This window comes from Bacillus sp. AFS040349, assembly GCF_002577655.1.
GTDB lineage: Bacteria > Bacillota > Bacilli > Bacillales > Bacillaceae > Metabacillus.
On the sequence record NZ_NUMC01000023.1, the window covers coordinates 26,130 to 43,463 of the forward strand.

The window sequence follows — 17,334 nt, forward strand, 5'->3', positions numbered from 1 at the left end:
AAATGAAAGGAAGAGCATGATGAAAAAAATACCGTATATAGAGAGCTTTGATTCAGCCTATAAAGACAGCTTTAGCTTTTCACATCCAATAAAAATTCGATTTTCTGAAACAGATATGTTTGGACATATGAACAATACGGCTCCTTTTACATACTTTGAAGAAGGAAGGATAGAATTCTTCAAAAAAACCGGGATGATGCAGAAATGGTTACAATCAAATGGCGAAAGTATTCCTGTTGTTGCAGATTTGCAATGTGATTTTTTACATCAAGCTTACTTTGATGACAAGATAAATCTTTTTGTCAAAATAAACCGTATAGGCACATCTTCGGTTGATTTGCATTACTTAGGAGTAAACGATCATAGGGAGAGTATTTTTGTTGGCCGAGGAACAATTGTACAGATTTCACAGCGAACAGGAAAGAGTGTTCCATGGTCTGAAGAAGATAAAAAATGTTTAACAGCATATGAAGCTATAACGAACTAATAAAATGGACGCAGTTAAACATCTTTTCCGTTCTGAATCTGTCACAGTCCTCTTCGGTTACACATAGTATATGTTGACTAAATATATACCCATCCGTTAGATCAGCTCTCACCTTAGCAAGGAGGGTTACAATACTTGAAAGAGAAAGAGTTTCAATCAAAGCCACTACTCACGAAAAGAGAGAGAGAAGTATTCGAATTGTTAGTTCAAGATAAAACGACGAAAGAGATTGCTAGTGAGCTCTTTATAAGTGAAAAAACGGTTCGAAATCATATCTCAAATGCGATGCAAAAGCTTGGTGTTAAGGGACGCTCTCAAGCGGTTGTTGAGCTCCTTCGAATGGGTGAACTCGAGCTCTAACCAATACCGGCTATCCTTTTCATAAAGGGAGCCGGTTATTACTTTATACAGAATGATTTAAAATTTATATATAGAATTTGTTGAAAAATATGTAACTTGCAATTTATTAAAAAAACAGGGAAAATAACATTGATATAAAAAGATAACATTATAATGGTTTAGAGAGGGTTAAAGTTGAGCATAAATCAAGGAATTGATAAAACACAAACGGTATCTGATCTTGAAAAGGCACTTCGTCATATATCAGGAATTATTAAACAAAAAGGTCGGGAAATTTTAAATGACTATCATATAACACCACCTCAGTTTGTTGCCTTACAATGGTTATGGGAAAATGGTGACTTAACAATTGGAGAGCTTTCTAATAAAATGTTTTTAGCATGTAGTACGACAACCGATTTAGTGGATCGTATGGAAAAGAACCAATTGGTTATCAGAGTAAAAGATACTCATGACAGAAGAATTGTAAGAATACACTTATTAGCAGAGGGCGAGCGGATTATTGAGGAAGTTATTCAAAAAAGACAAAATTATTTAAGAGATATGCTGGTTAACTTTGAAGAAGAAGAATTAGTAATACTTGAAAAATCGTTAATAAAACTACAACAAGAAATGAGTTAAGAATGAGGCGATTATTTGAAAAGACCAATCGGTGTCATTGATTCTGGCGTAGGTGGGTTAACTGTCGCAAAAGAAATCATGAGACAATTACCAAAAGAAGAAATCATCTATTTAGGTGATACAGCACGTTGTCCATATGGACCAAGACCAGCTGAAGAAGTACGCAGGTTTACTTGGGAAATGACCAATTATTTGTTAGAAAATCACCATATAAAAATGCTGGTTATTGCTTGTAACACAGCAACAGCCATAGCCTTAGAGGAAATTCAGGAAAACGTGGATATTCCCGTAATAGGTGTTATCTTCCCAGGGGCAAGAACAGCTGTAAAGGTAACAAAGAATGATCATATCGGGGTTATCGGTACAATTAATACCATTCAAAGTGCCGCATATGAAACGGCATTAAAAACATTAAATAATCAGCTATTTGTTGAGAGTCTTGCTTGCCCTAAATTTGTTCCGTTAGTAGAAAGTGGTGAATTTGAAGGGGAAGAGGCTCAAAAGATTGTTAACGACTCTCTTTCAGCTTTTAAGGGGAGTAAAATTGATACATTAATTTTAGGATGTACACATTATCCTATCTTGCAATCACAAATTGAAGAGTACATGGGACAAGCCGTGAAAATAATCTGTTCTGGAGATGAAACAGCCAGAGAGGTTAGTACAATATTATCATTCAATAAAACTCTCAATTTATTCTCAGGAAAAAAGAATCACCGTTTTTTAACAACAGGTCCAAAGCAGTTGTTCGAGAAAATTGCATCAAAATGGTTCGAGCAACCTGTTAAACATGTAGAATCAATTACGTTAAATCAGATGAATCAGAAACATCGTACATTATAAAAACACAGTGATGCACTGTGTTTTTATTATACCTATTTATCTCTCCAAATCTTCATTTGAAAAGTTTGTACAAAAAATCGGTCTAAAATGAGAAATAGCTCGTATACATATTAGTACAAACTGCCTTTGGAGGGATTTTAATGTCTAAATACAACAAACAGATTGCAGTCACGGTTATTGCATCATCATTGCTACTTTCTGGTTGTGGTTTGTTCAATGCAGAAGAAGCTACTAAAGAAATTGATCCACCACAAGATGTGAACATTATGGAAGATGGTGCACAGGTAGAAACTGAAAATGGTGTGGAAGATGTAAAGAGTGATCAAGCAGAGGAATCAGTAACAAGTCAGCTCTACTTAATAGACAAAAGCGGATTTGTTGTTCCGTACGCTATGAACCTACCTAAAACTGACAGTGTTGCAAAACAATCATTAGAGTATTTAGTTGAAGGTGGTCCTGTCTCAAATATGCTACCGAATGGATTTAGAGCTGTACTTCCGCAGGATACACAAGTATTGGGAGTAAATATAACAGAAGATGGTACTGCCATTGCCGATTTTTCGAAGGAATTTAATAACTATAAAAAAGAAGATGAAGCTAAAATTCTTCAATCCATTACGTGGACATTAACACAATTTGATTCAGTTAAGAATGTGAAAATTTGGGTAAACGGTCATGAACAGAAAGAGATGCCTGTAAACGGTACTCCGATACAAAATGGTGTTAGTAGAGAAGATGGAATTAATCATGATTCCAGCGATGTAGTTGATATTACTGACAGTCATCCATTAACTGTTTATTATTTAGCAGAATCAGACGGTAGTCAATATTATGTTCCTGTTACAAAGCGAATTAGCAATGAAGAAAAGGATCCAATTGTTGCAGCTGTAAATGAGCTTGCAGAAGGACCATCTGCATCTACAGGGTTAATGAGTGATTTCCAGGAAGGTGTTGAACTTCTAAGTGCTCCTAAGTACGAAAATGGTAAAGTAACACTTGATTTTAATGAATCCATTTATGGAAGTCTTGATGAAGAGCAAAAAATTATATCTTCTCAAGTGCTTGAAGCATTGGTTTTAACATTAACAGAGCAAGATGGTATTGAAAGTGTGGCTGTAACAGTTAATGGAAAATCAGAACTAATCAACGAAAATGGAGAAAAGTTAACAGAGCCTGTAACAAGACCTACTAAAGTGAATACAGGTAGTTTTTAATAACAGGTTTTTGATATACTATATAATGGGTAAAGAGAGGTATGCTTATTTAAGCTACCTCTTATTTCTTGTTTACATAATGAATAAGCAGCTTTTACTGGAGGGAAAAAATTGAGACATGACGGCCGAGAAAGAAATCAGATAAGAAAAGTAGAAATAATGAAGGATTTTATCATTCACCCGGAAGGTTCTGTCTTAATAACTGTTGGTAACACAAAGGTAATTTGTAATGCAAGTATAGAAGATCGAGTACCACCCTTTATGAGGGGAGAAGGTAAGGGATGGATTACTGCAGAGTATTCAATGCTCCCTAGAGCAACTGAGCAGCGAACAATCCGAGAATCATCTAAAGGGAAAATCACTGGGCGAACAATGGAAATTCAACGCCTAATAGGAAGAGCGTTACGTGCTGTTGTTAACCTACATGAGCTTGGAGAAAGAACAATCTGGGTTGATTGTGATGTTATTCAAGCAGATGGTGGTACACGAACTGCTTCCATTACTGGGGCATTTGTAGCAATGGTTATAGCTTTAGAAAAATTAATGAATAATGGCAAATTAAAAACATTACCGATTACAGATTTTCTAGCAGCTATATCTGTTGGAATAGACTCAGAGCATGGAGAAATTTTAGACTTGGACTACAAAGAGGATTCAAGTGCGTTAGTCGACATGAACGTTATTATGACATCAAGTGGTCATTTGGTTGAGGTACAAGGTACTGGAGAAGAAGCAACATTCACTAGACATGAATTAAACAGTATGCTTGATTTTGCTGAGATAGGAATCAAAGCGCTTATTGAAGAGCAAAAAGCAGCACTCGGAGATGTTTCACTTATAGTTGAAGAAAATGTAAAGAAACAGGGTGCAGCAAATTGAAACAAATCATTATTGCCACAAAAAATAAAGGAAAAGTTAGAGAATTTGAAGCAATCTTAGCTCCACTAGGTTATCAGGTTCAGTCTCTTTTAGATTATCCAAATTCAGTTGATGTTGAAGAAACTGGTGAAACCTTTGAAGAAAATGCAATTCTTAAGGCTGAGGCTGTCTCAGAGCAATTTAACATATTAACGATTGCAGATGATTCGGGATTAGCAGTTGATTATTTGAACGGAGAGCCAGGTGTTTATTCTGCGAGGTATGCAGGACCTGAAAAAGATGATACAGCGAATATAATCAAGGTGCTTGAAAAATTAAAAAATATTCAAAGCAAGGAAGAACGTACAGCTAGTTTTATTTGTGCTTTAGCAGTGTCTATACCAGGTCAGAAAACACAAACCGTCATAGGGGAATGTGAAGGCTACATCGCAAAAGAGCCAAGTGGTGATGGCGGATTTGGCTATGATCCGATTTTCACGGTGAAAAACTCTACAAAAACAATGGCAGAGTTGTCAAAAGAAGAAAAAAACCAAATCAGTCATCGTGCAGAAGCTTTAAAAAAGATTCAAGGACTTTTGAAATGAATAATAATCGAGGCGAATGAAAAAATGAAGGTACTTATTTTAAGTGATAGTCATGGATTAACTACGGAACTTTTAGAAATACAGAATAGACATAAAGCTGAAGTAGATATGATGCTTCATTGCGGTGATTCTGAGCTATCATCAAATAGCAAGGAGCTGATTTCTTTTAAAGGTGTAAAAGGGAATTGTGATTTTGGGTCAGATCTTCCGAATGAAATCATTGAAGATCTTGGCGGCATTACGCTCTATATGACACATGGTCACTTATATAATGTTAAAATGACACTTATGAGCTTAAAGTATAGGGCAATGGAGACTAGCGCAAAAATTGCATGCTATGGACATTCACATATAGCAAACGCTGAAATGATTGATGATGTATTATTAATAAATCCTGGCAGTATAAGACTTCCTGTGATGCGAAAACAAAAAACGTATGCTATACTAGAGCTTGAAAATAACGTGGCAAATGTGACGTTCTATGAAGTAAACGGTCAGGAATTCCCGGAACTTTCAAAGAGCTTTACACTTAAATAAAAGTTAGGGGGAGACTTACTCCCTCTTTATAAAAAAAAGTTATTTTTAAATGTTGACTTTTGTTGTGACGGGAAATATAATAATATATGTCGCTGATGATTAATCAGGATTACAGAAATAATGTCCCAGTAGCTCAGCAGGATAGAGCACGATTGAATAGGCTCCAAAGAATATGCTACAGCGTACCGATTGAGCCGCTCCTTGAATAAACTTTCTGAAATCGGGACGACATTACAATTTTAGAACAATAGAACTTTATATTATTTTATATCTATGTCCCAGTAGCTCAGCAGGATAGAGCAACGGCCTTCTAAGCCGTCGGTCGGGAGTTCGAATCTCTCCTGGGACGCCATAACTAATACATACAAACCTTTCATTATTACATAATGGAAGGTTTTTTCATGTTTTTTGTAAATCAATTTCTATTCTTTTAAAAAAAGTTTGTAAGATTAGCTAACGAGTTTGTTTTCTCCAATTAGGATCCATTGTAATATTTGATAAGAAGTAAAACAGAGATACCCATTTAGTCCCCACAAAAAAGGATGTAATTATTTCCTTTACTCCAACTCCACATTTGCGGATTTTAAAAAAAGTTTTAAATTTTTTTAAAATAGCCTTTCCACTTATACCAACAATGTAAGCGTATACAAATTATTTAAGTAATCTAAATTATCAAATAATTCAAGAAACACTGTTGACACTTGGATTTATTGAGCGTAATATAAGTTCAAATAAAAGTTACACGAACATTTGAAAAAGTATAGAAAATTCGAATTTATTTATCATTTTTCCTTTACAAACATAATGTTCAGTGATCTAATTTTTGGATTTTTTAAAAGAAAGGCGTGCTCTTATGGGTGACCAGTGGATCTTTCTTAATGATGATTTTGTAAAGAAAGAAGATGCAAAAATATCAGTTTATGATCACGGATTTTTATACGGTGATGGAGTTTTTGAAGGAATACGAGTTTACAGTGGAAATATCTTTCGAATGAAAGAACATATGGATCGATTATATCAATCAGCAAAGTCTATAATGCTCACAATTCCTTATTCTCAAGAGGAACTAACTGAATTAGTCGTTGAGACTGTTAGTAAGAACGGTTTGAGCGATGCGTACATTCGATTAGTAGTCTCAAGAGGAACTGGTGACTTAGGACTTGATCCTTATAACTGTAAACGGGCTAATACGGTCATTATTGTTGAGCCGCTATCTATCTTTCCTAAACACTTATATGAAACAGGAATTGATATTGTAACGGTTGCGACAAGAAGAAACAGACCTGATGTATTAAGTCCAAAAGTCAAATCTCTTAATTATTTAAACAATGTTTTGGTAAAGATTGAAGCACATCTGGCCAATGTTAGTGAAGCGTTGATGTTAAATGATCAGGGCTATGTAGCAGAAGGTTCAGCTGATAATGTCTTTATCTTAAAAAATGGGAAATTATTAACTCCCCCTGGATATATTGGAGCTCTTGAGGGCATAACAAGAAATGCCATAATTGATATAGCTAATGAATTAGGCTATGAAGTTCGAGAGGAACCATTTACACGACATGATGTTTATACTGCTGATGAAGTCTTCTTAACTGGAACAGCTGCGGAAGTCATTGCGGTTGTAAAGGTTGATGGACGTACGATTGGTGAAGGCGTCCCTGGTGAAGAAACAAAGAAACTTTTGGAAGCTTTTAGAAAGAAAGTAGTTGAAGAAGGCGTAAAAGTGGAAAATATCCCACAAAGCCTTCATGTAAGCTAAACAAATGCATATAGTTAAAACGGTGAAGAGGAAAAGTAGTTTTTGGTAAGGTATCTACAGAGAACCGGGGTAGCTGGAAGCCGGTGATATTCCCAAAAATGAACTCGCCTCTGAGTGTTAATCTGAAATGTAGTAGGGTTAACCGAGTCCCATTCTTCGGTACTCGTTATCAAAGTGAACAGAATGCTGTTCGTAAGGTGGTTGATTTTTGACCATGAAGAAGGGTGGTACCGCGAAAAGTTTATTAACCTTTTTGCCCCTTTGGCACACAAAAGAATTGTGGAGTCTTATGAGGGGTGGGAAGGTTTTTTATATGCTGAATTTATGAAATTTTCTTAAAAAAACACGGCTGAAAGCCAGATAAGGGAGGAAAGAACATGAGTACAAATGTACAGTTGAACAACTCAACTGCCAAATGTACAAATACAATGTCGGGGTCTCAAATGCTTATTGAAGCTTTAAAGCAGGAGAAAGTTGAAGTTATTTTTGGTTATCCTGGTGGGGCTGTTTTACCGATATATGATAGTCTGTATGATTCGGGTTTATTCCATGTTTTAACTCGTCATGAGCAAGGTGGAATACATGCAGCAGAAGGGTATGCGCGTGTTTCTGGTAAGCCTGGAGTTGTCATTGCGACATCTGGTCCTGGTGCTACGAACTTAGTAACTGGTTTAGCTGACGCTATGATTGACTCATTACCATTAGTTGTTTTTACAGGTCAAGTTGCTTCATCTGTTATTGGATCAGATGCTTTCCAGGAAGCAGATATTTTAGGTATAACAACGCCGATTACAAAGCATAATTACCAAGTTCGTGAAGTGAGCGAACTTCCAAGAATTATTAAAGAAGCATTTCATATTGCAACAACAGGTAGACCAGGCCCGGTATTAATTGATATTCCTAAGGATATTGCAATTGTAGAAGGTGAATTTAGCTATGATATGCCTGTAGATCTACCAGGATACCAGCCTACAAGTGAACCTAATTATTTACAGATTCGCAAATTAGTAGAAGCAGTTAGTAGAGCAAAAAAACCGGTTATTTTAGCTGGTGCAGGTGTTCTGCATGCTAAAGGATCTGAAGAGTTAAAAAAATATGCTGAACAACAACAAATCCCAGTTGCTAATACGTTACTAGGATTAGGAGGTTTCCCTGCTGATCATCCATTGTTTTTAGGGATGGCAGGAATGCATGGCACTTACACTGCAAATATGGCGATTTATGACTGTGACTTATTAATCAGTGTAGGAGCAAGATTTGATGACCGTGTAACAGGAAATTTAGAGCATTTTGCAAAACATGCAACGGTAGCTCATATTGATATTGATCCTGCTGAAATTGGGAAAAATGTGCCTACTCAAATTCCAATTGTAGGAGATGCAAAGCTAGTTCTAGAACAATTAATTAAGCAGGATGGTAAACAAGGTGATAACAATGAGTGGAATGAACAACTATCTTCTAATAAAGAAGAATATCCACTTATGTATAAAGATAGTGACTCTGACCTTAAGCCACAGAAAATTTTAGAACTTATTCACAAGTGGACGAACGGAGAGGCTATTGTCACAACAGATGTTGGTCAGCATCAAATGTGGGCTGCGCAGTATTATAATTTTCAAAATCCTAACAAATGGGTAACATCTGGTGGTCTTGGAACAATGGGCTTTGGTTTACCTTCAGCGATTGGTGCACAACTTGCTGATCGAGAATCAACAGTTGTTGCTGTACTTGGTGACGGTGGATTCCAAATGACTCTTCAAGAATTATCAGTTATCCATGAGTTAAACTTACCAATTAAAGTTGTAATCTTAAATAATGGTGCTTTAGGAATGGTAAGACAGTGGCAAGAAATTTTCTATGAAGAAAGATATTCTCATTCGAAATTCGTTTCTCAGCCTGATTTTGTAAAGCTTTCAGAGGCATATGGAATGAACGGTGTACGAATTGTTCAGGAAGATGGATGGGAAGAAAAATTAAAAGAGGCCATCTTGTCTGATGAACCAGTATTACTTGATATTCATGTTGCAAAAGATGAGAATGTGTACCCAATGGTTGCGCCTGGGAAAGGCTTGCATGAAATGGTAGGTGTTAAGCTATGAAAAGAATCCTCTCATTAACAGTATTAAACCAAACAGGGGTTTTAAATAGAATTACTGGATTATTTACAAAAAGGCATTACAACATTGAAAGTATCACGGTTGGTCATGCTGAAACCGAAGGGGTTTCCCGTATGACAGTTGTTGTAAATGCTCAAGAAGAAAAAGAAGTAGAACAAATTACAAAGCAACTAAATAAACAGATCGATGTTTTGAAAGTTGTTGATATCACATCTCAATCAATTGTATCTAGGGAGCTTGCCTTAATAAAAGTCATGTCAACTCCAGCGACTAGAATGGAGCTTCAAGGGTTAATTCAGCCATTCAGAGCAACTGTTATTGATGTTAGCCGTGAAAGTGTGGTTGTTCAAGTAACGGGTGAGCCTGAGAAAATTGAAGTGTTGATTGATTTGTTAAAACCATATGGAATTAAAGAAATTGCTAGAACTGGAACTACAGCTTTTACTCGTGGTACACAACGTACGACAAAAGAAGTTCCAATCTCAATTGTTTAAATCGTTTGTAATCTTGCCTGCAAGGTGCAGGTTAAAAAGATTCATATATAGCAATAGATCAAATTTATTCAAAAAATCATTTGAAGGAGAGATTATACATGACAACAGTATATTATAACGGAGACATTAACGAGGCAGTATTACAAGGGAAAAAGGTAGCTATCATCGGATATGGTTCACAAGGTCATGCACATGCATTGAACTTAAAAGAAAGCGGAGTTGACGTAGTAGTAGGTGTTCGTCAAGGTGGTTCTTTCAATAAAGCAGTTGAAGATGGACATCACGTAGTATCAGTTGCTGAAGCAGCACAATTAGGTGACTTAGTAATGGTATTACTTCCAGATGAGCAACAAGCGAAAGTATATGAAGAAGAAATTAAGCCAGGTTTAGAAGCAGGAAATTCTTTAGTATTTGCACACGGTTTTAACGTACACTTCAGCCAAATCGTACCACCTGCTGATGTTGATGTATTCTTAGTTGCACCAAAAGGTCCTGGTCACTTAGTAAGAAGAACTTATGAAGAAGGTGCTGGTGTTCCTGCATTATTCGCAATCTATCAAGATGTTTCTGGTTCAGCTAAAGAAAAAGCATTAGCTTATGCTAAAGGTGTTGGATCTGCTCGTGCGGGTGTATTAGAAACTACATTCAAAGAAGAAACAGAAACTGACTTATTCGGTGAGCAAGCTGTATTATGTGGAGGTTTAACTTCTCTAGTAAAAGCTGGTTTCGAAACATTAGTAGAAGCAGGATATCAACCAGAAGTTGCATACTTTGAGTGCTTACACGAGCTTAAATTAATCGTAGACTTAATGTATGAAGATGGAATGGCTGGTATGAGATATTCAATTTCTGATACTGCTCAATGGGGTGACTTCGTTTCAGGTCCACGTGTAGTTGATGGTCGTTCGAAAGAAGCAATGAAAGAAGTTCTTAAAGACATCCAAAATGGTAAATTTGCAAAAGAGTGGATCTTAGAAAACCAAGCAAATCGCCCACAATTCAATGCAATTAATAATAATGAAAATGAACATCAAATCGAAGTTGTTGGTAAAAAGCTACGTGCAATGATGCCGTTTGTAAAATCTAAACAAAAACAGAAAGAAGCGGTGAGTGTGAGTGCGAAAAATTAACCTATTTGATACAACGCTCCGTGATGGTGAACAATCTCCTGGTGTAAATCTTAATGTGAAAGAAAAACTAGAGATTGCTAAACAGCTAGAAAAACTCGGAATGGACGTTATTGAGGCAGGTTTTCCTGCTACATCAAAAGGTGATTTATTAGCAGTTCAAGAAATTGCAAAAACAGTGAAGAGCAGTTCAGTAACTGGCCTCGCTCGATCTGTAAAAGGGGATATTGATGCAGCATGGGAAGCATTAAAATATGCTGAAGAACCTAGACTACATGTTTTCTTAGCTACTTCTCCAATTCATAGAGAATTTAAGCTCAAGAAGACAAAAGAGCAGGTGATTCAGACAGCAGTTGAATCTGTACAATATGCTGCACAATTTTTCCCGATTATTCAATGGTCAGCAGAGGACGCTTGCCGCACTGAATTGCCGTACCTAGCTGCGATCGTTGAAAAGGTGATTGAAGCTGGTGCACATGTTATTAACATCCCAGATACGGTTGGTTATATTACTCCAAAAGAATACGGAGAAATTTTCACTTACCTTCGTGAAAATGTTAAGGGGATTGACAATGTCATTCTATCAGCACACTGCCATGATGATTTAGGCATGGCAGTTGCTAATTCCCTATCAGCTATAGAACATGGTGCTGGTCAGATTGAAGGAACAGTAAATGGGATTGGGGAAAGAGCAGGAAATGCTGCACTAGAAGAAGTTGCCGTTGCCCTTCATATTAGAAGTGATTACTATAAAGCAAAAACAGGTTTATATTTGAAAGAAACAAAGCGTACGAGTGATTTAATAAGTAGCTTAACCGGTATGGTTGTTCCTGGAAACAAAGCGGTAGTAGGGAGAAATGCATTTGCCCACGAATCCGGTATTCACCAGGATGGTGTTCTTAAAGAGAAAACAACTTATGAGATTATCTCACCAGAACTTGTAGGTGTTTCTACTAATTCAATGGTATTAGGTAAACATTCAGGTCGCCATGCATTTAAAAACAGACTACATGAACTAGGTTTTGAAATCTCAGATGAAGAAGTAAATAAATTATTTATTGCTTTTAAAGAATTAACGGAGAAGAAGAAAGAAATCACTGATGATGATTTAAAAGCCCTGCTTATTGAAGAAAAAGTGGCTAACAAGGAAGCTGCCTTTGAACTTAAATCTTTACAGGTTCAATATGGAACAGCTCAAATTCCTACGGCAACCATTACACTTCTAAACCAGGATAATGAGTTAATTCAAGAAGCAGCTACTGGAGCTGGTAGTGTTGAAGCAATTTATAATACGTTAGAAAGATGTGTTGGTCAGTCTATTACCCTAATTGACTACCGCATTCAATCTAATAGTGGTGGAAGAGACGCGCTAGCTCAAGTGTATGTAAAAATAAGAGTTGGAGAATCTGAAGCTAGTGGAAGAGGAATGGCACATGATGTGTTAGAAGCATCGGCGAAAGCTTACATCAATGCTGTAAATCGCATTTCTCTGCTAGCGGAAATTCCTCAATTAGAAGCAAGTCTACTAAATTAAAACCTTAAAGAGAAGGGGGATAGATCATGAAGAAAACAATCGCATTATTACCTGGTGATGGAATAGGTAAAGAAGTTGTTGATGTAACAGTAGAAATTTTAAAAGCAATTGCAGAACATTTTAACCATCAATTTCAGTTCAACTATGGATTAATCGGTGGTGACGCTATTGATCAAAAAGGCACTCCATTGCCTGAAGAAACAATTGAAGCTTGTAAGAAATCTGACGCCATTATTTTGGGGGCTGTTGGAGGACCTAAATGGGATCAAAATCCTGTAGAATTAAGACCGGAGCGTGGGCTGTTAGCTCTACGTAAGGCACTTGATTTATATGCGAATTTACGTCCTATCACTACGTTTGATAGTTTATTAGATTCTTCCCCTTTAAAGAAGGAGTATGTTAGTGGAGTAGACTTCGTTATCGTACGAGAGCTAACAGGTGGATTGTATTTTGGAAAACCAAGTGAGCGTATTGTTCGTGATGGTGAAGACGCTGTTGTTGATACATTATTTTATAAACGTTCTGAAATTGAACGAATTCTTGTATCTGCATTTGAAATTGCGCAGAAGCGTCGCAAGCATGTAACTTCTGTTGATAAAGCAAATGTACTTGAATCAAGTAGAGTTTGGAGAGAAGTGGCTGAAGAGGTGTCTGCAAGATACCCGGATGTAACACTTGAACATATGCTTGTTGACAATGCAGCTATGCAACTTATCAGATCACCAAGACAATTTGATGTTATTGTAACAGAAAATATGTTTGGAGATATTTTAAGTGATGAAGCATCAATGATCACAGGATCTCTTGGAATGTTATCTTCAGCAAGTTTATCATCATCAGGTTTACATTTATATGAACCTGTTCATGGTTCAGCACCTGACATTGCTGGCAAAGGCTTAGCAAATCCTGTCGCAACGATTCTTTCTGCTGCAATGTTACTACGTCAATCATTTGGATTAGAAGAAGAGGCAAAAGCAATTGAAAAGGCTGTTGATAATGTATTAAATTCAGGTACTCGTACAGCAGATCTTGCAAATGGTGAAAAAGCCGTGTCAACAAAACAAATGGGCGAAGAAATCAAAAATGCTCTTGCTGATGACCATGCCATTTTAAACATAATGGAAGCTTATTCTTAATTAGCTATAATAACTTTTTATTCACTATATAGAGACCGATACAATGCTTATCGGATTGAGGGGTATGACACAATGGAAGATGTCAGCCCCTCATTTTCCATCTATTAAGGGAGGATTACGACCGTGAAGCCAAAAACGATTATTGAGAAGATATATGATGAACATGTTGTTCAACAAGAACAAGGGAAGCCAGATCTTCTATATATCGATTTACACTTAGTACACGAAGTAACATCGCCACAGGCTTTTGAGGGACTTCGAGAGAAGAATCGTAAAGTAAGAAGACCAGACAGAACGTACGCTACGATGGATCATAATGTTCCAACAGTCAATCGCTTTGTAATCAGTGATGAAGTTGCCAAAAATCAAATTAGTGCACTTGAAAGAAACTGTAAAGAATTTGGAATTCGTTTAGCAGATCTTCAAAGTGAAGACCAAGGGATAGTACACGTAATTGGACCTGAGCTAGGGTTAACTCTTCCAGGAAAAACAATAGTTTGTGGAGATAGTCATACGTCAACACATGGAGCATTTGGTGCGATTGCATTTGGTATTGGGACGAGTGAAGTAGAACATGTTTTAGCTACTCAAACACTATGGAGACAGCGTCCGAAGACGTTGAATATACATGTACCTGGTAAGCTGCAAAAAGGTGTAACAGCTAAAGATGTTATACTAGCTGTTATTGGAAAATACGGAGTACGCTTTGGTACAGGATATATTATCGAATATACAGGTGAAGTGATTGAAAACTTATCAATGGATGAGCGTATGACAATCTGTAATATGTCCATTGAAGCAGGAGCTAGAGCAGGACTAATTGCACCGGATGAAACAACCTTCTCTTACATTAAGGGGAGAAAGTATGCACCTAAAGGGGAAGAGTTTGAACAGGCTGTTGAATACTGGAAAACATTAAGAACTGACGAAGGAGCAGAGTACGATAAAGTTATCACATTAAATGGTGATGAAATTGCTCCGATGGTAACATGGGGAACAAATCCAGGTATGTCGGTTGGTGTTGATCAAAAAACACCTGATTTAAATGATTTTCATAATGATGAAGAAGTTGATGAAGCTAAGCGTGCATACAGCTATATGGGTTTACAACCTAATACTAGAATTGAAGATATTACGATTGAACATGTGTTTATTGGGTCTTGTACAAATTCCCGTTTAACAGACTTAAGACAGGCAGCTGAAGTTATAAGTAGCTTAAAAGGCAAGAAGGTGCCGTCAGATGTACGTGCTATCGTTGTGCCGGGTTCTCAAAAGGTTAAAAAAGTAGCAGAAGAAGAAGGTCTAGATGTAATCTTTAAAGAAGCTGGCTTTGAGTGGAGAGAATCGGGTTGCAGTATGTGTTTAAGTATGAATAGTGACGTTGTACCAGAAGGAGAGCGCTGTGCATCTACCTCGAACCGTAACTTTGAAGGAAGACAAGGTAAAGGTGCCAGAACGCACTTGGTAAGTCCAGCTATGGCAGCTGCAGCGGCTTTACATGGACGTTTTGTAGATGTTCGTCATATTCAAGAGAACGCAATGTCATTTTAATTTTATTAATCTATAGGATGGAAATTGTTTAGGTGTGAAAGTGTTGTTACATCCATAGAAAAAGTATTCATATTAGGAGGGACATCATGCAACCATTTACTACACATAAAGGCAAAGTTGCTGTATTAAACAGAACAAATGTTGACACAGACCAAATTATTCCAAAACAATTTTTAAAGAGAATTGAAAAAACAGGATATGGACGGTTTGCATTCTTTGATTGGAGATATCTTCCTGATGGATCTGAAAATCCTGAATTTGAATTAAATCAAGAAAAAAGTAAAGGTGCGACAATTTTACTTGCGGGTGAAAACTTTGGCTGTGGGTCTTCTCGTGAGCATGCTCCATGGGCTCTTTCAGATTATGGTTTCAAAGCAATTTTAGCACCTTCTTATGCAGATATTTTTCACCAAAATTGTATGAAAAATGGCTTGCTGCCAATTACACTTGAGCAAACTGTTTTAGACCTTATCCGTGAAAAGTCAAATGCTGAAGGCTTTGAATTAACAGTTAATCTTGAAAAGCAAGAAATCACAGATCAAAATGGTTTAGTGCAAACCTTTGATGTTGATCCATATTGGAAAGATATGCTTTTACACGGAAAAGATGAAATTGATTTAACGTTACATTATGATAACCAAATTAAACATTACGAAGAAACAAGAAGAGCATCATTTTTATAATGATTGCTCTTTTTATATGTCTTAACCTAGCACTGCTTAAGCTTTCAGAAAATATTCAAAGTTAAATAGAATCGTCATTTCAACACTTTGAACTCACGAATTTCACAGAATTTAGTAGTACACAGGCGCCTCATGCGACGTCATTCAACAAAAATCGGGAAGTGACAGGCACCACCTCACACTTGTTTTCCAAGACTTGGATTGATAAACTGTATGCAAAGTAAGGTTGCTGGAGTTGACCAACGTATGAAACCGAAAAAAAAATCAAATGTTGTTCCCTTTCCTAATTTGAAGGAGAGGTATTTAGATAAGGGAACACTGTTATTGAAAGAAAAGAAGTATCATGAAGCACTTGAAATGTTTGCTGAAGCAAAGAAGCTTAAGGAAGATCAAGCTGAAATATATCTCGGTATGGCAATTTGCCTTATGGAGCTTGGTGACTTAACAGAGGCTAAAGATATTTGCAAAAAAATGCTGTTAGAAGACATAGGTCATTATTTTACTGTTTTACAGATTTATCTAACGATATTAATACAACTACGAGAATATCATGAAGTACAAACTACAATCGAAGCGGTGTTAGAGGAAAACCAGCTACCTGCTGAAAGTGCTGAACACTTTTATAAATTGTTGGAATTTAGTCGGAAAATGAATCAAAACGAAGTTGATATTCTTAATGATGTAGAAGACCAGGAAGAAGAACAACCATTATATTTAGAAGACCTTTTGCAAGATACAAATAAACAAATGGCCTACGTTCAGTCACTGCATGACAGTAACATTAGTAAACATTTTGCATCACTTAAAATTTTGTTAGAGAATGAACAAATTCATCCTACAATCAAATCAATGATTTTGCATTTAATGATTGAGCATGAAGTTGAAAAGGAAATGAAAGTAACGAAGTTCGGCGAAAGTCTTACGGTTGTACCTGCTAATCTGGAAGATCCTGCAGAATTTCCTTTTACTAAAAAAGTGTTAACTATATTAGATGATACGCTTGGTAATGAAAATCCTACATTATATGAAGCTGTTAAAGAATTATGGATAAGGCATCTGTATGTGTTATATCCTTTCTTACCACAGCCAACAGAAGCTAAGCTGTGGGCAGCTGCTTTGCATCTTGTTGGTTATTCGATGCATGGGATTTCAATTGAGCAAGAAGAAATAGAAGAGATCTATGATCAACCATTGCCAGATTTACAAGAAGCATGCAATAAAATCTATCAAATAGAAGAAATTTCTTATTTACAAATATGAGCTATATGTTGAAAGGAATTTATTCTGTGTTATAATAAAATGGTTGCAAAATAGTGATCATCGTATATAGGTCTTTTTTATTTTGGACAAAATGGACCTTATTTTTTATACTATTAGAAAAGTTGATGGTATGGGAAAAACTTAAAGC

Annotated in this window: 17 protein-coding genes, 1 tRNA gene and 1 other annotated feature; all 18 genes read left to right on the forward strand. The window is 36.4% G+C overall.

The window, feature by feature from the left end; genetic code table 11:
• The first annotated feature begins 19 nt into the window (after positions 1–19).
• Positions 20–487 (forward strand): acyl-CoA thioesterase, encoded by a 468-nt coding sequence (locus COD11_RS06160; RefSeq protein WP_098795885.1) that lies wholly within the window; start codon positions 20–22, stop codon positions 485–487.
• Positions 488–622: 135 nt separating this feature from the next.
• Positions 623–847: a spore germination transcription factor GerE gene (gerE, locus tag COD11_RS06165; protein WP_003184172.1), complete on the forward strand. Its 225-nt coding sequence runs from the start codon at positions 623–625 to the stop codon at positions 845–847.
• A gap of 180 nt (positions 848–1,027) precedes the next feature.
• Positions 1,028–1,468, forward strand: a complete 441-nt coding sequence (locus tag COD11_RS06170; RefSeq protein ID WP_232273900.1) for a MarR family winged helix-turn-helix transcriptional regulator — start codon at positions 1,028–1,030, stop codon at positions 1,466–1,468.
• Positions 1,469–1,483: 15 nt separating this feature from the next.
• The gene (gene racE / locus COD11_RS06175) at positions 1,484–2,311 is read left to right on the forward strand and encodes a glutamate racemase (RefSeq protein ID WP_098795886.1); all 828 of its coding nucleotides are present in this window, start codon (positions 1,484–1,486) and stop codon (positions 2,309–2,311) included.
• A gap of 140 nt (positions 2,312–2,451) precedes the next feature.
• Positions 2,452–3,525 (forward strand): GerMN domain-containing protein, encoded by a 1,074-nt coding sequence (locus COD11_RS06180; protein ID WP_098795887.1) that lies wholly within the window; start codon positions 2,452–2,454, stop codon positions 3,523–3,525.
• Positions 3,526–3,636: 111 nt separating this feature from the next.
• A complete protein-coding gene (gene rph / locus COD11_RS06185; protein WP_098795888.1) occupies positions 3,637–4,404 on the forward strand; it encodes a ribonuclease PH in 768 nt (255 codons plus the stop codon).
• Positions 4,401–4,988 (forward strand): XTP/dITP diphosphatase, encoded by a 588-nt coding sequence (locus tag COD11_RS06190; RefSeq protein ID WP_098795889.1) that lies wholly within the window; start codon positions 4,401–4,403, stop codon positions 4,986–4,988. Before rph ends, COD11_RS06190 begins: the two co-directional genes overlap by 4 nt.
• A gap of 24 nt (positions 4,989–5,012) precedes the next feature.
• Positions 5,013–5,525 carry a metallophosphoesterase family protein gene (locus COD11_RS06195; RefSeq protein ID WP_098795890.1) on the forward strand — a complete coding sequence of 171 codons (513 nt, stop codon included), beginning with the start codon at positions 5,013–5,015 and terminating at the stop codon, positions 5,523–5,525.
• Between the two features lie 275 nt (positions 5,526–5,800).
• Positions 5,801–5,877: transfer RNA gene (locus COD11_RS06200), tRNA-Arg, on the forward strand.
• 501 nt (positions 5,878–6,378) lie between these two features.
• Positions 6,379–7,284, forward strand: coding sequence for a branched-chain-amino-acid transaminase (gene ilvE, locus COD11_RS06205; RefSeq protein ID WP_098795891.1), 906 nt, complete (start codon positions 6,379–6,381; stop codon positions 7,282–7,284).
• Positions 7,285–7,297: 13 nt separating this feature from the next.
• Positions 7,298–7,548: a binding site (T-box leader), on the forward strand.
• Positions 7,549–7,661: 113 nt separating this feature from the next.
• Positions 7,662–9,383, forward strand: coding sequence for an acetolactate synthase large subunit (ilvB, locus tag COD11_RS06210; RefSeq protein WP_098795892.1), 1,722 nt, complete (start codon positions 7,662–7,664; stop codon positions 9,381–9,383).
• Entirely contained in the window at positions 9,380–9,895 is a 516-nt protein-coding gene (ilvN, locus tag COD11_RS06215; protein WP_098795893.1) for an acetolactate synthase small subunit, read from the forward strand. Before ilvB ends, ilvN begins: the two co-directional genes overlap by 4 nt.
• Positions 9,896–9,993: 98 nt before the next feature.
• The gene (gene ilvC, locus COD11_RS06220) at positions 9,994–11,025 is read left to right on the forward strand and encodes a ketol-acid reductoisomerase (protein WP_098795894.1); all 1,032 of its coding nucleotides are present in this window, start codon (positions 9,994–9,996) and stop codon (positions 11,023–11,025) included.
• The gene (locus COD11_RS06225) at positions 11,012–12,556 is read left to right on the forward strand and encodes a 2-isopropylmalate synthase (RefSeq protein ID WP_098795895.1); all 1,545 of its coding nucleotides are present in this window, start codon (positions 11,012–11,014) and stop codon (positions 12,554–12,556) included. The genes ilvC and COD11_RS06225 overlap by 14 nt, the downstream gene beginning before the upstream one ends.
• Before the next feature lie 26 nt (positions 12,557–12,582).
• The gene (gene leuB / locus COD11_RS06230; protein ID WP_098795896.1) at positions 12,583–13,692 is read left to right on the forward strand and encodes a 3-isopropylmalate dehydrogenase; all 1,110 of its coding nucleotides are present in this window, start codon (positions 12,583–12,585) and stop codon (positions 13,690–13,692) included.
• 123 nt (positions 13,693–13,815) lie between these two features.
• The gene (leuC, locus tag COD11_RS06235; protein WP_098795897.1) at positions 13,816–15,243 is read left to right on the forward strand and encodes a 3-isopropylmalate dehydratase large subunit; all 1,428 of its coding nucleotides are present in this window, start codon (positions 13,816–13,818) and stop codon (positions 15,241–15,243) included.
• A gap of 86 nt (positions 15,244–15,329) precedes the next feature.
• Complete coding sequence (leuD, locus tag COD11_RS06240; protein ID WP_098795898.1) at positions 15,330–15,926, forward strand: 3-isopropylmalate dehydratase small subunit; 597 nt, start codon at positions 15,330–15,332, stop codon at positions 15,924–15,926.
• A 246-nt stretch (positions 15,927–16,172) separates the two neighbouring features.
• On the forward strand, positions 16,173–17,186 hold the full coding sequence (locus tag COD11_RS06245; RefSeq protein ID WP_098795936.1) for a tetratricopeptide repeat protein: 1,014 nt from the start codon (positions 16,173–16,175) through the stop codon (positions 17,184–17,186).
• Positions 17,187–17,334: the final 148 nt, after the last annotated feature.